Origin of the sequence: Curvibacter sp. AEP1-3 (assembly GCF_002163715.1) — a bacterium.
In the GTDB taxonomy this organism is placed as follows: Bacteria; Pseudomonadota; Gammaproteobacteria; order Burkholderiales; family Burkholderiaceae_C; genus Allorhodoferax.
Genome location: NZ_CP015698.1, coordinates 3,866,760 through 3,879,181 on the forward strand (window position 1 = coordinate 3,866,760; position 12,422 = coordinate 3,879,181).

The following is a 12,422-nucleotide window of genomic DNA, read 5'->3' on the forward strand; positions in this document are numbered from 1 at the left end:
GGCCTATCGGTCAGGGGCATTGCGAATCTTGTTTATATCAAACTCAGTCACCGGCAGCGCGTGATTGCCCCAGCTATTGCGAATGAAACTGAGCACGTTGGCCATCTCCACATCATTGAGTGCAAACTGGTACGGCGGCATGCCGAAGGGTTGCGGTTTGCCGGTGGTGGATGGCCCATAGGCCCCTTTGAGCAAGATCAGGACCAGGTTGTTGGTGCTGTCCATCAGCACAGCGCGGTTGCCTGCCAGGGCAGGGTAGGCGTTCTCCACCCCTTCTCCGTTTTTGCCGTGGCATTGGGCGCAGTGTTTTTCGTACAGCTTTGCGCCCAAGGCGTTCTCGCGACCTGAGGCAGCCGCTGGCTTAGGGGCGGCCGTTCCCTTGTTCAATGTTTGCAGGTACAGCGCCATGGACAGGGCATCCCCGGGTTCCAGGTACTGGGTGCTGTTGCGCACGACTTCTGCCATCGGGCCCGCCACGTAGGCTTGCTGGTGCTGCCCTCGCGTCAGCAGGGTGACAATGTCAGCAGCTTCCCAGTTACTGAGTCCTGCTTCCGATGGGTCATTCAAGGCGGGCGCGTACCAGCGGCCATCGGGCAAAGTGGCACCATTCCAAGCGGCGGATGTGCGCAGACCGCCCAGCCGGTTCCGCGGGGTGTGGCATTCGGCACAGTGCCCCAGGCCTTGCACTAGTTCAGAGCCTCGGCGTGCCGAAGGGGGCGCATCTACCTGGGCGATGGTTGATGTTTCCGCTTCGCTGAAATGCAGGATGCGCCATGCAGTGAGTGCGGTTTGGGTGCCGAGTGGCCAAGGTAACTCGTGCGACTTGTTCTTCGTGTCAGATGCAGGCAGGGTGCGCAGGTACGCAAACAAGGCGTCGCTGTCGGCGCGGCTCACCCGGGTGAAGCTGGTGTACGGAAAGGCGGGGTTCAGCACGCGCCCGTCAGGTCCCACGCCCTGGTGCATGGCACGCCAGAAGTCGCCCTCGCTCCACTGCCCAATGCCGGCGGTGGGGTGGGGAGTGAGGTTGCCGGGATTCACACGCCCGAAGGGCGTTTGCAAGCCATCCCCTCCCGCGTATGCCTGTCCGCCACGCGCGGTGTGGCATTGGGCGCAATTGCCTAGGCGTGCCAGGTAAGCGCCGCGCTGCACCCGAGTGGCGTCTTGGATCGCGGGTAGAGCTTGCGGCGATGGCGTTGACTTGCGCACCGCCGGGGCCACCCATTCCGCTACCACTACAAACAACAAAGCCGCAGCGCAGAGTCCGGCAAAAATCTTTTTCATGGCGCACTCCCGCATTCAGGCAGGGGGCTCAGCTGCGCGGATCGCGCTGGTCGCGCCGATACCGCCGTGCTATTGGCAGGCACGGGTTGGGACGACAACCACTGGGAGATGGCATTCACGTCTGCATCGCTCAGGCGCTTGGCGATGGTTGCCATGCAGTCGGGCGCGTGGGCTCTGCGCTGGCCGGTTTGCCAGCCGCCCAGTTGGGCGTTCAGGTAGTCACGCGGCAAGCCGAGCAAGCCGGGAACACCGGGTTGTAGTCCAGTTAGGGCCTGGCCGTGGCAGGCGATACAGGCGGGTAAGCGCCGGCTTTCATCGCCCTGCAGCACCAGCGCCTTGCCGCGCGCGAGGACATCAGGGGCTACCGTGGCAGTTGCTGGCGCAGGGTAGGGCACATGCAGGCTGGCAAAGTAGTCCGCCATGGCCCGCAGGTAATCGTCGCTCAGGGGGGCAATCAGGTGCTGCATGGGGCTGTACTGGCGGCGCCCTTCCTGAAAGTTTTGCAGCTGGTTGTACAAGTAGCCGGCAGGTTTCCCTGCAATTCGGGGGTAGTAGCCATCGGGCCCGGCCTTGCCTTGCTCGCCATGGCAGGCTGTGCAGGCGCGTGTCCGTTCTGCCATGCCGCCGGGCTGTGCATGCCCAGCTAGAGGCCACGCGAGTAGTACGCAACAGAAACAAAAAAGCGCAGTGATGGCACTGCGCTGGAGGAAGGTCAGGCTTGCTCGCATGGGGTGAGCTTACCCCAGCTGCCTTATGCGGTGCTGTCAGCCCAGACTACCCCTTTTTTCATGTGGGACCAGCGCTCAAACGATGGGCCGTAGGCGGTTTCTATGCAAGGGCGTTTGACCTTCAAAGTAGGGGTCACCATGCCGTTTTCTGCGGTCCACGTGGTGGTGACGGCAGCCAGAAAATCCAGCTTCTCGTGCGGTTCCAGCTGCTGGTTCACGTCGTGCAAATGCACCTCCAGCGCCTTCTCCAAGGTGTTTCGTCCTTCCGAAGTTTTGCTCAGATCGATAGCGTCGGGTGACAGCATGACCAAAGCAAACGGCTGGGCAAAGTTGGCGCCCGTCACCGCACAAGCTTCTATGGAACTGTGTGTGACCAGCTTGTCCTCAATCGGCGCGGGTGCGATGTATTTGCCCTTGCTGGTCTTGAACATGTCCTTGACCCGCCCGGTAATGCTGAGGTAACCCTCGCGGTCCATGTGACCTTTGTCCCCGGTGCGCAGCCAGCCGTCCGGCGTCAAGGTTTCGGCGGTGAGCTCAGGTTCGCGGTAGTAGGCTTTCATCAGGCCCGGACTGCGCATCTGTATCTCGCCGCTGTCGGTGTCTATCCTGCTTTCCACACCGTCATAGGGTTTGCCGACCGAGCCGGTCTGGCGCGAGCCGGGCAAAGTGGAGTGCGACACGCCGCTGTTTTCGGTCATGCCATAGACCTCCACCAGGTCCAGACCCAGGTTGCGGTACCACTGCAGCACATCGGCGGGCATCGGCGCTGCCCCCCCTGCAGCAATGCGGCATTGGTCTAAGCCAAGGCCCTTGAGAATCTTGCGTCGTACCAATGTGCTGATGACAGGCAGGCTCAACAAGGTGCGCAGCTTCTTGGCCGGTACCTTGCCCAGCACACCCTGCTGGAACTTGACCCAGAGGCGCGGCACCGAGAAAAAGATGGTGGGCCGGGCGCGCTGCAGGTCCTGCAAAAAAGTGTCCAAAGACTCGGCAAAGAATATGTGCCCGCCATAGCGCAGGGATGCCTGCTCAATCAACATGCGTTCTGCCACATGCGCCAGAGGCAGGTACGAGATATAGCGGTCCGCGCTGCTCATGGGGAAGCGCTGCGTGGCGCAGCTCACGCCCCAGGCCATGCTGTTGAAGGTGTGCACCACGCCCTTGGGCTTGCCGGTAGTGCCCGAGGTGTAAATGATGGTGCTGGTGTTCTCTCCTGCGGGCTCAGGGCTCGCAGCCATGGGGCTGGTGGCGCTGACCAGTTCCAACCATTGGTGGGCATGCATATTGGGTGCCAAGGGCAGGGCAATCAGTGGCAGCTCAGGGGGGACACCGGTGCGCAGGTTGGCAATGTCATCCATCTTGCCCACAAACAAGGCCTTGCTCTCGCTGTGCAGCAGGATGTAGCTCAAGGCCTCACCGTTGAAAGTGGGATAAATGGGCACCGACACGTATCCCGCCATGGCAATGGCCATGTCAGCCAGAATCCAATGCGCGCTGTTTTTGCCGATGATGGCAACCCGGCTGCCGGCAGGCCAGCCTTGGGACTGCAGCCACTGGGCCATGCAGCGCACCTGACCGGCGGCCTGGGCCCAAGTGATCTCCAGCACCTGCCCGCCACTCATGGGCTGCGACAGGTAAATTTCGTTGGGGCGCTCCTTCTCCCAGCGGTACAGGCAGGCCAGAGGCAGGTCGGCAGGTTGTACGGTGATGGGTGTCATGGTGGTCCCTGTGTGGTTTCAGGGCATTGTTCTTTTGGCATACGGACGGGGCAATGGTGATGACCCTAGGTGCCGCATGCCTGCGACCCCCGTGTTTGTACCGATTCAGCGCGCTTGCGCGAAGGGCTGTTCGATTTGCAAATCCGACTGCGCCAAGGCCACGCAGGGCAGAAACCAGCCCTCGGCCTTTTCGTCAGCACTGAGGCCCGGCCAGTCAATGCGATAGCGTACGTTGCCCGATACCAGCCGGCACATGCATTCGCGGCAGGTGCCGTTGCGGCAAGAGCTCGGCAGTTCCACACCCCCTAGCAGGCCGGATTCCAGCACGCTGGCCACCCCATTGGTCACGAAGTTCAACCCGTCGGGCAGCACCGAAACTTGGTGGCTTGCTGTAGGTGTTACTTGGCTTTTGGGGGTGGTCATCCGGTGGGTGGTCGGGCTGTCAAAGTCCTGAAAAATGGCAGCGTAAGAGGCCTTTGTCGAATACTGCGACAATCACGCTCTTTTTTTCAATTTTGCTTGAGTTTGCGTTAGACATGTCCAGTACGACTACTTTCAAGGTTCGCCCCGCCACACTACGTGATGCCAAAGCCATCGCTGAGCTCCACAATTCTTCTGTTCGCGAAGCCTTCAAAAGCATGCTGGCCGATACACCGGTTCCCGTGACCCCCTTGGACAAGCGCCAGGCTTACTGGCGCGAAGCGATTGAGTACGCCGAACCCCAGGTTCAGGTGGCTATGGATGACGACAAGATTGTCGGTTTCGTTGGTTTTGACCGTTCCCGCGACAAGGGCACCCCACCCACCATGGGCGAGATTTGGGCCATTTACGTCGCCTCCAGCCACTGGGACAAAGGCGTGGGCCTGGCCCTGTGGGATGCTGCCCGCGAAGGCCTGCTCGAAGAAGGTTGTGCCAACGTGAGCATCTGGCTGCCGATCGCCAACGAACGCGCCATGCGTTTCCATGAGCTCGCCGGTTTCAAGCGTGAGATGAATACCGCTAAGACTGTCCAGATCGGTGCGGTCAAGATTGAGGAAATGCGCCTCAAGCGACCTCTGAACTAAGGACGTTCCCCCGAAGCGCCTGGCCTTACAGGCGCTTCACCACTACGCTACCGATCGAGTAGCCTGCTCCGAATGAGCAGATCACTCCCACCTCACCCGCTGCAATGTCAGCGTGGTGGCGGTGGAAAGAGATGATGGAGCCTGCCGACGCCGTGTTGGCGAATTCGTCCAGAATCACCGGCGCATCGTCCACCGTAGCGTCCCGCCCCAAGAGTTTTTTGGCAATCAGCTGGTTCATGCCCAGGTTGGCCTGGTGCAACCAGAAACGTCGCACCTGCTGCGGCGTGAGGTCCAGAGATTTCAGGTGCTGCTCGATGTGCTCGGCCGCCATGGGACACACCTCTTTGAACACTTTGCGGCCCTCCTGGCGGAAGAGCTGATCACGGTCGTCCGGGTCACGGTCCTCCGAGCGCGACATGAAGCCGTTGTTGTTGCGGATGTTGTTGCTGAAAGTGCTTAGCAGCTTCGTGCCCAGCACCTCAAAGCTGCCGGCGGGTGCCAGGTCCAGGCGCTCCACCAGAATGGCCGTGCACACATCGCCGAAGATGAAGTGGCAGTCGCGGTCTATCCAGGCCTGGTGGGCGGATGTGATCTCGGGGTTCACCACCAGCACCGCACGGGCACTGCCGCAGCGCACGGCGTTCACCGCTTGCTCCAGCGCAAAGGTGGCGGAAGAGCAGGCCACGTTCATGTCAAAACCGTAGCCCTGCACACCCAATGCCGTCTGAATCTCGATGGCCATGGCCGGGTAGGGGCGCTGCATGTTGGCGCTGGCGCAAATCACACCGTCCACATCGGCTGCGGTTTTGCCGGCAGCTTTGAGTGCGTCCTGGCAGGCTTTGACCGCAATTTCGGCCATCAGCGAAATCTCGGTGTCAGGCCGGGGTGTGAAGTGCGGGCGCATGCGCTCAGGGTCCAGCACACCGGTTTTTTCCATGACATAGCGGCGCTGGATGCCGGAGGCCTTTTCAATGAACTCCACGCTGGAGTCCGTGAGCGCTACCCGGGTGCCCGCAGCAATCTCGTCGGCATAGCGGGCGTTCTGCAGGGCCGCATAGGCGTTGTACGAGGCCACCAATTCCGCATTGGTAATGACCTCGGGCGGGGTGAAGATTCCGGTGCTGCTGATGGCGACGCGATGCATAAATGTCTTCTCGGGCTGGGTTGGTCTGGGCCGGGCTAACGGGCCGTGCCGGTGGATTATCTGTCCAAGCGGCGGCAGTCGCGGGGGTTACAAGGCCGACATTTGGCGCCACCTCTTCGCGGTACGCTGCGCCATGGCGCGCGTGCCACGACCTATGCAGGAGACCCCTATGACTACATTTCGCGGCTGGGCAGCCCCCGGCAAAAGTGCTGATCTGCAACGGCTGGACTACGACCCCGGCACCATGGGCGCTGAAGAGGTGGAAATCGCGGTGGAGTACTGCGGCATCTGCCACTCCGACCTCGCCATGGTCGACAGCGAGTGGTTTCCGGTGAGCTACCCGGTCGTGCCCGGGCATGAGGTGGTGGGCACCATCGTAGCGGTGGGGCCGCAGGTCAAGGGGCGCAGTGTGGGGCAGCGTGTGGGCCTGGGCTGGCACAGCAACAGTTGCCAGCACTGCCGCTTCTGCCAGGGGGGCGAGCAAAACCTGTGCGCCACGCGTCAGCCCACCATCATCGGCCGCCATGGTGGTTTTGCCGACAAGGTGCGTTCGCACTGGAGCTGGGCCTTGCCCATTCCCGAGGGGCTGGACCCCGCGGCTGCCGGCCCGCTGATGTGCGGTGGTGGCACAGCGTTTTTGCCCTTTGTGATCAACGACATCAAACCCACCGACCGCGTGGGTGTGGTGGGCATAGGCGGGCTGGGTCATCTGGCCGTCAAGTTCGCCAAAGCCTGGGGTTGTGATGTGACCGCGTTCACCTCCAGCCCCTCCAAGCGGGAAGAGGCGCTCGCGCTGGGTGCGCACCGCACGGTGTCGAGTGTGGATGTGAAAGAACTCAAGGCCTTTGCAGGCCAACTGGACTTTTTGCTGGTCACCGTGGGTGCCAGCCTGGAGTGGGATGCACTTCTCGGCACGCTGGCACCCAAAGGGCGCATGCACATGGTGGGCGTGGTCACAGAAGCCATGAAGCTGCGCACCGGCAGCCTGCTGTCCTGGCAGCGCAGCATTTCGGCATCGCCCACGCCATCTCCGGTCACGCTCATGAAGATGATGGACTTTTGCGCCCGCCACGGCATTGCGCCGCAGGTGGAACACTTCCCCATGTCCCGCGTGAATGACGCAGTGGCCCACTTGCGCAGTGGTAACGCCCGCTACCGGGTCGTGCTGGATGCGGACTTTGCCTAGCCAACTGCACAGGTATGCTCTGCCCCCATGCAACGTCCCCGCTTTCTCCCTGACGACTTCACCCTGGTCCTGATCGGCGTAGTCACGCTGGCCAGCCTGTTCCCCGCCCAAGGTGCGGTGGCCCAGGCGTTTGAATGGATCACCACCGCCGCCATTGCCCTGCTTTTTTTCATGCATGGCGCCAAACTCTCCCGCGCCAACGTGGTGGCGGGCCTGAGCCATTGGCGGTTGCACTTGCTGGTGCTGGGCTTTACCTTCGGGCTGTTTCCGCTGCTGGGGCTGCTGCTCAAGCCAGTGTTCGCCTGGACGCTGAGCCCCGAGTTGGCAGTGGGCATGCTGTTTTTGTGCACCTTGCCTGCCACGGTGCAGTCGGCCATCGCGTTCACTGCTATGGCGCGAGGCAATGTGGCGGCGGCGGTGTGCAGCGCGTCTGCTTCCAGCCTGATTGGTGTGTTTGTCACGCCCCTGCTGGTGAGCTGGTTCGTGGTGCCCGGTGGCTTGTCAGGTGGCAGCGCGCTGGATGCGGTGATCCACATCATGGAGCAACTGCTGCTGCCCTTTGCGCTGGGCCAGTTGTTGCAGCCGCTGGTGGGCGGCTTTGTAAAGCGCCATGCCGCCACGCTCAAGATGGTGGACCAAAGCTCCATCCTGCTGGTGGTCTACACCGCCTTCAGCGCGGCGGTGATCGAGGGCTTGTGGAGCCACGTGCCCTTGCCCATGCTGTTGGCCCTTACTGTGGCGTGCTGCGTGCTGCTTGCACTGGTGTTGGCCGCCACCACCTGGGGAAGCCGCAAGCTGGGCTTCATCAAAGAAGACGAAATCACCATCGTCTTTTGCGGCTCCAAAAAGAGCCTTGCCAGCGGCGTCCCCATGGCCAAGGTGCTGTTCGCAGCCCCGCAAGTGGGCATGATGCTTCTGCCCCTCATGATCTTCCACCAGATCCAGCTCATGGTCTGCGCAGTGCTGGCGCAGCGCTACGGAAAGCGTGTGAACTGACGCAATTTGCTATTGATTTGGTAGCTGCTTGCGCATATCCGGTGAGCGTTAGCGGCGGTTTTGACTATAAACTGCGCGGTCCGCTGGCGCTGCGGATGGCTCTCCACGCTACTCCGAGCATGACGGTCAACATGGAGAGTGCCAATGCAGGCCAGATCAACAAGCCGCCCTGTTCCTGGTAAACGACCAGGGTTTGCGCATCGAAATAGCGACCCGTTTCGTCGAAGAGGTTCCGGTACGGCCAATACACCGTGAAATAGATATACCAACAAGCGAGTGAGACGCCCAGACACAACAGGGCTGCTGCAAGGACCAAGGTAGCCGCGATGTGCGATGGGCCTTTGGTAGGCAAAACGGTACCCCTGTCCTGATCTTCGGCTAAAGAAGCAAGTGCTTGGCGGCCTGATCTTTCGGCCCTTACGCTTCCCCGCCGAAGTGTTTGGTGAGGTTGTCGATGTACTGCTCCACCATTTTTTCAAATTCGGCTTCGGCAACGGGTGCGGCCACCATCTTCATCAGGCCGGGCAGGGGCAAAGTGAGTTCGCCCTGGATCTCCAGCACGATGTTGGTGGACTTTTTGTTGTCGGTGATCTTCCAGCTGCCGGCCACCAGGGCGTTACCTTCGCCCTTCACCGGGGTCCAGCTCACAGTGCCTTTGGCCTTGTTAGAGGTGTATTTGGAGGCGTACACCGTTTGCAGCGTGATGGAGGCAATACCGATTTTTTCCATCTCCCAGCGGTAAGCGCCGCCGCCCAGATCGACCAACTGATCGACTTTGGGGAAATGGCTGGCTGAGGTGGGCACATCCGACAGCACAGCGAAGACTTCGCTGGCCTTGGCCTTCACATCAAATTCGTAACCCAGGTTGATTTCTACGGTAATTGCCATGGCTCTTGTCTCCTTTGTAGGTGGTGCTTTACCGCCGCATGTTACTGCCTAAGCAGCGGCTGCCCGTGGAGGAGGGGCCCCAAAAAGGCTGGGGATTAACCCGCCCTGATGCGTTGCAGGGTGAGCTGGATCAAGCGCGCGTCCGAACTCGCCCGGTGCCGCTGGGTGCCGCGCTCGCTGGCGATCTGGGCTTTGACGACATGCCATTGGTCGGCCTCTTCGTCGCTGAGCAGGCTGCGCAGGTTTTCCAGCTTGAAGCGGGGGGACATGCCGGCTGCTTCATACAACACATTGAGCCAGGTGAAGTCGTTGGCCCAGCCGTCGGAGTACACGGTTTGCCCGGCCAGCTGGGTGTTGAGCAGGGTGGCTACTTCGCGGGCGCGCAGGCCACGCTCATGCAACAGCTCGCGGGTAATGCGGTGCAGGGCGGCAGCACTGTCGTCCCAGTGCGTCCAGTCTTGCTCGGGCTGCACCAAGGTGCAGTAAGCGTGCCCGTCCGGCAACACATAGCCCACCTCAATGGGGTAGCTGCTGCGGCCTAGGCCGGAGGCCTCGATGTCGAGCACCGTGGGGGCGAGGTGGGTGATGGGTCGGTCCAAGGTGACAGTGGGGGGCATGGTGTTCGCGTTGCCGCTTTGTTTTTTCATTCTCCAGCAAGCTTTGCGCCAGCCCGTATGGGGTATGCCCTGATGGGTGTACGCCAAACGGGTGACAATCCAGCTTTTCTTGCTTTACAGGACCCGCATGGCCAGCAGCCTTCTCGCTCTTATTGATGACATTGCCACGGTGTTGGACGATGTCGCGGTGCTCAGCAAAGTCGCCGCCAAGAAAACAGCCGGTGTGCTGGGGGATGACCTCGCGCTCAATGCGCAACAGGTCACTGGCGTTTCCGCAGAACGCGAGATTCCGGTGGTATGGGCGGTGTGCAAGGGTTCGCTGTTGAACAAAGTGATCCTGGTGCCCGCGGCCTTGGCCATCAGTATCGTGGCGCCCTGGCTGGTGACGCCGCTGCTCATGGTGGGCGGCGCTTTTTTGTGTTTTGAAGGTTTCGAGAAGCTGGCCCACAAGTTTCTGCATCGCGCGGAAGACGATCAGGCCCATGAAGCCGAGCTTTTGCAGGCGCTGCAAAACCCCGCAGTGGATCTGGTGGCGCTGGAGAAAGACAAGATCAAGGGGGCCATCCGCACCGACTTCATTCTCTCGGCCGAAATCATCGCCATCACCTTGGGCACGGTGCAAACCAGCGCCTGGACGACGCAGCTTATGGTGCTGGCCGGTGTGGCCTTCATCATGACGGTGGGCGTGTACGGCCTGGTGGCGGGCATTGTGAAGATTGACGACCTGGGCCTCTACCTCACCCGTCGGCCCTCCGCCACGCCCGAAGGCGGCTTCACCCAGGCGCTGGGGCGCGGCTTGCTGCGCGCAGCACCGGTGCTGATGAAGGTGCTGTCGGTGGCCGGCACCGCGGCCATGTTTCTGGTGGGCGGCGGCATTCTGGTGCACGGCTTGCCGTTTTTGCACCACCTGCTGGATGGTCTGCCGCTGGGCTTTGTGTGGGACGGTTTGGTCGGCATCGTGGCCGGCGCCCTGGTGCTGGCAGGTGTAACGCTGGTGCAGCGCCTGCGTCAGGGTTCGAAGGGAAATTAGCCATTGGCGCCCGTGCAATCTGCGCAAGCAGCTCCTAAATCCATAGCAACCGGTCTGGCGCTGGCCATTGCCGGTGCCATTGCCTTCAGTGGCAAAGCCATCATCGTCAAGCTGGCCTACCGCTACCCCGGGGTGGATGCAGTCAGCCTCATCATGCTGCGCATGTTGATGGCATTGCCGTTTTTCCTGGCCATCGTGTGGTGGACCGGGCCGCGCGCACGCCGGCGGGGCCAGGACGTGGTGGCGCTGACCACCCGAGACAAGCTGGGCATTCTGGGCCTGGGCATTACCGGTTACTACCTCGCCAGCTTTCTGGACTTTGCGGGGCTGGCCTACATCTCGGCTTCGCTGGAGCGGCTGATTTTGTACCTCAACCCCACGCTCGTCGTGTTGCTGGGTATGGCCTTGTATGGCAAAAAGGTGACGCTGCCGCAGGGCGTGGGCATGGCCATCAGTTACGGCGGCGTGCTGCTGGTGTTCGGCCACGAAGTGACCTTGGCCGGCGGCCATGTGGCGCTGGGCGCGGCCCTGGTGCTGGGCAGCGCCATCAGCTATGCGCTGTATTTGAGCTATAGCGGCGAGCTGGTGCAGCGCCTGGGCTCGCTGCGGTTGGTGGGGCTGGCCACCAGTGTGGCCTGCGTGCTGTGCATTGCGCAGTTTGTGCTGTTGCGGCCGCTGGACACTGCGTTTGCCGTGGCGCCAGAGGTGCTGTGGCTCTCGCTGCTTAACGCCACAGCCTGCACGGTGGTTCCGGTGCTGATGGTGATGATGGCGATCGAGCGCATCGGCTCGGGCCTGGCCGCGCAGGTGGGCATGGTGGGCCCCATGTCCACCATCCTCATGGGCGTGTTGCTGCTGGACGAGCCCATGAACCTGTGGGTGGTGGCGGGCACCGTTTTGGTGTTACTGGGTGTGTATGTGGTGAGCAGCCGGCGCTGACGCTGCGCGTACCAACAATAGAGAAGGACTCGACATGGATTTAGGAATCAAAGGCAAATGGGCATTGGTGTGCGGCGCCAGCAAAGGGCTGGGCCTGGGCTGTGCGCAAGCGCTGGCCGCCGAGGGTGTGAACCTGCTGATCGTGGCACGGGGCGCGCAGGCCCTGGAACAATCTGCTATGAATTTAAGAGCTGCTTACGCAGACAAGACGGGCGCTGAGGTGCTTTTTTGTGCCCAGGACATCACCACGGTGGCCGGCCGTGAGGCCGTATTTTCAATGCGCGCGGACTTTGACATTGTGGTCACCAACGCGGGCGGCCCGCCGCCCGGCGATTTCCGCGACTGGGACCGCGAGGCTTGGATCAAGGCGGTAGACGCCAACATGCTAACCCCCATCGAGCTCATCAAGGCCACGGTGGACGGCATGGCCGCACGGGGTTTCGGGCGCATTGTGAACATCACCTCCAGCGCGGTGAAGTCGCCCATCGACATTCTGGGCCTGTCCAATGGCGCGCGTAGCGGACTGACCGGCTTTGTGGCCGGCGTGGCCCGCAGCAGCCTGGCCGCCAAGGGCGTGACCATCAACAACCTGCTGCCCGGCAAGTTCGACACCGACCGCATTGCCGCCACCGTGAAGGCCACTTCGGCCAAAACCGGCCAGAGCGTGGAAGACATCCGCCGCCTGCAGCAGGCGCAGATTCCCGTGGGCCGCTACGGCACGCCCGCCGAGTTCGGCCAGGTCTGCGCTTTCCTGTGCAGCCAGCAAGCCGGCTATATGACGGGCCAAAACGTGTTGGTGGACGGCGGGGCATTTGGCGGCACTTTTTAATC

At 61.8% G+C, this 12,422-nt stretch carries 14 protein-coding genes; 6 read left to right on the top strand and 8 right to left on the bottom strand.

Features of this window, described 5'->3' with window-relative positions:
• Positions 1 to 3 precede the first annotated feature (3 nt).
• From AEP_RS18150 to AEP_RS18165, 4 genes are all read right to left on the bottom strand, one after another.
• On the bottom strand, positions 4 to 1,281 hold the full coding sequence (locus tag AEP_RS18150) for a cytochrome c (protein WP_087496701.1): 1,278 nt from the start codon (positions 1,279 to 1,281) through the stop codon (positions 4 to 6).
• Positions 1,278 to 1,901 (bottom strand): c-type cytochrome, encoded by a 624-nt coding sequence (locus AEP_RS18155; protein WP_232459867.1) that lies wholly within the window; start codon positions 1,899 to 1,901, stop codon positions 1,278 to 1,280. Before AEP_RS18155 ends, AEP_RS18150 begins: the two co-directional genes overlap by 4 nt.
• 131 nt (positions 1,902 to 2,032) lie before the next feature.
• A complete protein-coding gene (locus tag AEP_RS18160; protein WP_087496703.1) occupies positions 2,033 to 3,727 on the bottom strand; it encodes an AMP-binding protein in 1,695 nt (564 codons plus the stop codon).
• Positions 3,728 to 3,832: 105 nt separating this feature from the next.
• The gene (locus AEP_RS18165) at positions 3,833 to 4,150 is read right to left on the bottom strand and encodes a 2Fe-2S iron-sulfur cluster-binding protein (RefSeq protein WP_087497412.1); all 318 of its coding nucleotides are present in this window, start codon (positions 4,148 to 4,150) and stop codon (positions 3,833 to 3,835) included.
• Positions 4,151 to 4,263: 113 nt separating this feature from the next.
• Between AEP_RS18165 and AEP_RS18170 the strand changes: the two genes are divergently transcribed.
• On the top strand, positions 4,264 to 4,791 hold the full coding sequence (locus tag AEP_RS18170) for a GNAT family N-acetyltransferase (RefSeq protein ID WP_087496704.1): 528 nt from the start codon (positions 4,264 to 4,266) through the stop codon (positions 4,789 to 4,791).
• 25 nt (positions 4,792 to 4,816) lie between these two features.
• Here AEP_RS18170 and AEP_RS18175 read toward each other — a convergent pair whose 3' ends face one another.
• Entirely contained in the window at positions 4,817 to 5,935 is a 1,119-nt protein-coding gene (locus AEP_RS18175; RefSeq protein ID WP_087496705.1) for a beta-ketoacyl-ACP synthase III, read from the bottom strand.
• A gap of 169 nt (positions 5,936 to 6,104) precedes the next feature.
• Between AEP_RS18175 and ahr the strand changes: the two genes are divergently transcribed.
• Entirely contained in the window at positions 6,105 to 7,121 is a 1,017-nt protein-coding gene (ahr, locus tag AEP_RS18180; protein WP_198301855.1) for an NADPH-dependent aldehyde reductase Ahr, read from the top strand.
• Between the two features lie 27 nt (positions 7,122 to 7,148).
• Entirely contained in the window at positions 7,149 to 8,117 is a 969-nt protein-coding gene (locus AEP_RS18185) for a bile acid:sodium symporter family protein (RefSeq protein ID WP_087496707.1), read from the top strand.
• A 64-nt stretch (positions 8,118 to 8,181) separates the two neighbouring features.
• On the opposite strand, the gene AEP_RS20790 is transcribed toward AEP_RS18185, so the two are convergent.
• The 3 genes from AEP_RS20790 to AEP_RS18195 all read right to left on the bottom strand — a co-directional run bounded on the left by AEP_RS20790 (position 8,182) and on the right by AEP_RS18195 (position 9,622).
• Positions 8,182 to 8,469, bottom strand: coding sequence for a hypothetical protein (locus AEP_RS20790; protein WP_157673209.1), 288 nt, complete (start codon positions 8,467 to 8,469; stop codon positions 8,182 to 8,184).
• 65 nt (positions 8,470 to 8,534) lie between these two features.
• On the bottom strand, positions 8,535 to 9,005 hold the full coding sequence (locus AEP_RS18190) for an SRPBCC family protein (protein WP_087496708.1): 471 nt from the start codon (positions 9,003 to 9,005) through the stop codon (positions 8,535 to 8,537).
• Positions 9,006 to 9,100: 95 nt separating this feature from the next.
• Entirely contained in the window at positions 9,101 to 9,622 is a 522-nt protein-coding gene (locus AEP_RS18195) for a hypothetical protein (RefSeq protein WP_087497413.1), read from the bottom strand.
• A 127-nt stretch (positions 9,623 to 9,749) separates the two neighbouring features.
• Between AEP_RS18195 and AEP_RS18200 the strand changes: the two genes are divergently transcribed.
• From AEP_RS18200 to AEP_RS18210, 3 genes are read left to right on the top strand one after another with little or no spacing between them, the layout of a single operon-like run.
• Positions 9,750 to 10,652 (top strand): DUF808 domain-containing protein, encoded by a 903-nt coding sequence (locus AEP_RS18200; RefSeq protein WP_087496709.1) that lies wholly within the window; start codon positions 9,750 to 9,752, stop codon positions 10,650 to 10,652.
• Between the two features lie 12 nt (positions 10,653 to 10,664).
• The gene (locus tag AEP_RS18205; RefSeq protein ID WP_232459868.1) at positions 10,665 to 11,591 is read left to right on the top strand and encodes a DMT family transporter; all 927 of its coding nucleotides are present in this window, start codon (positions 10,665 to 10,667) and stop codon (positions 11,589 to 11,591) included.
• A gap of 34 nt (positions 11,592 to 11,625) precedes the next feature.
• Positions 11,626 to 12,420 carry an SDR family oxidoreductase gene (locus tag AEP_RS18210; protein ID WP_087496710.1) on the top strand — a complete coding sequence of 265 codons (795 nt, stop codon included), beginning with the start codon at positions 11,626 to 11,628 and terminating at the stop codon, positions 12,418 to 12,420.
• Positions 12,421 to 12,422 lie beyond the last annotated feature (2 nt).

Excerpts from the sequence above, each read along its gene's own strand:
- AEP_RS18150 (WP_087496701.1), bottom strand. The coding sequence starts at position 1,281 with ATGAAAAAGATTTTTGCCGGACTCTGCGCTGCGGCTTTGTTGTTTGTA.
- AEP_RS18155 (WP_232459867.1), bottom strand. The coding sequence starts at position 1,901 with ATGGCAGAACGGACACGCGCCTGCACAGCCTGCCATGGCGAGCAAGGC.
- AEP_RS18160 (WP_087496703.1), bottom strand. The coding sequence starts at position 3,727 with ATGACACCCATCACCGTACAACCTGCCGACCTGCCTCTGGCCTGCCTG.
- AEP_RS18165 (WP_087497412.1), bottom strand. The coding sequence starts at position 4,150 with ATGACCACCCCCAAAAGCCAAGTAACACCTACAGCAAGCCACCAAGTT.
- AEP_RS18170 (WP_087496704.1), top strand. The coding sequence starts at position 4,264 with ATGTCCAGTACGACTACTTTCAAGGTTCGCCCCGCCACACTACGTGAT.
- AEP_RS18175 (WP_087496705.1), bottom strand. The coding sequence starts at position 5,935 with ATGCATCGCGTCGCCATCAGCAGCACCGGAATCTTCACCCCGCCCGAG.
- ahr (WP_198301855.1), top strand. The coding sequence starts at position 6,105 with ATGACTACATTTCGCGGCTGGGCAGCCCCCGGCAAAAGTGCTGATCTG.
- AEP_RS18185 (WP_087496707.1), top strand. The coding sequence starts at position 7,149 with ATGCAACGTCCCCGCTTTCTCCCTGACGACTTCACCCTGGTCCTGATC.
- AEP_RS18190 (WP_087496708.1), bottom strand. The coding sequence starts at position 9,005 with ATGGCAATTACCGTAGAAATCAACCTGGGTTACGAATTTGATGTGAAG.
- AEP_RS18195 (WP_087497413.1), bottom strand. The coding sequence starts at position 9,622 with ATGCCCCCCACTGTCACCTTGGACCGACCCATCACCCACCTCGCCCCC.
- AEP_RS18200 (WP_087496709.1), top strand. The coding sequence starts at position 9,750 with ATGGCCAGCAGCCTTCTCGCTCTTATTGATGACATTGCCACGGTGTTG.
- AEP_RS18210 (WP_087496710.1), top strand. The coding sequence starts at position 11,626 with ATGGATTTAGGAATCAAAGGCAAATGGGCATTGGTGTGCGGCGCCAGC.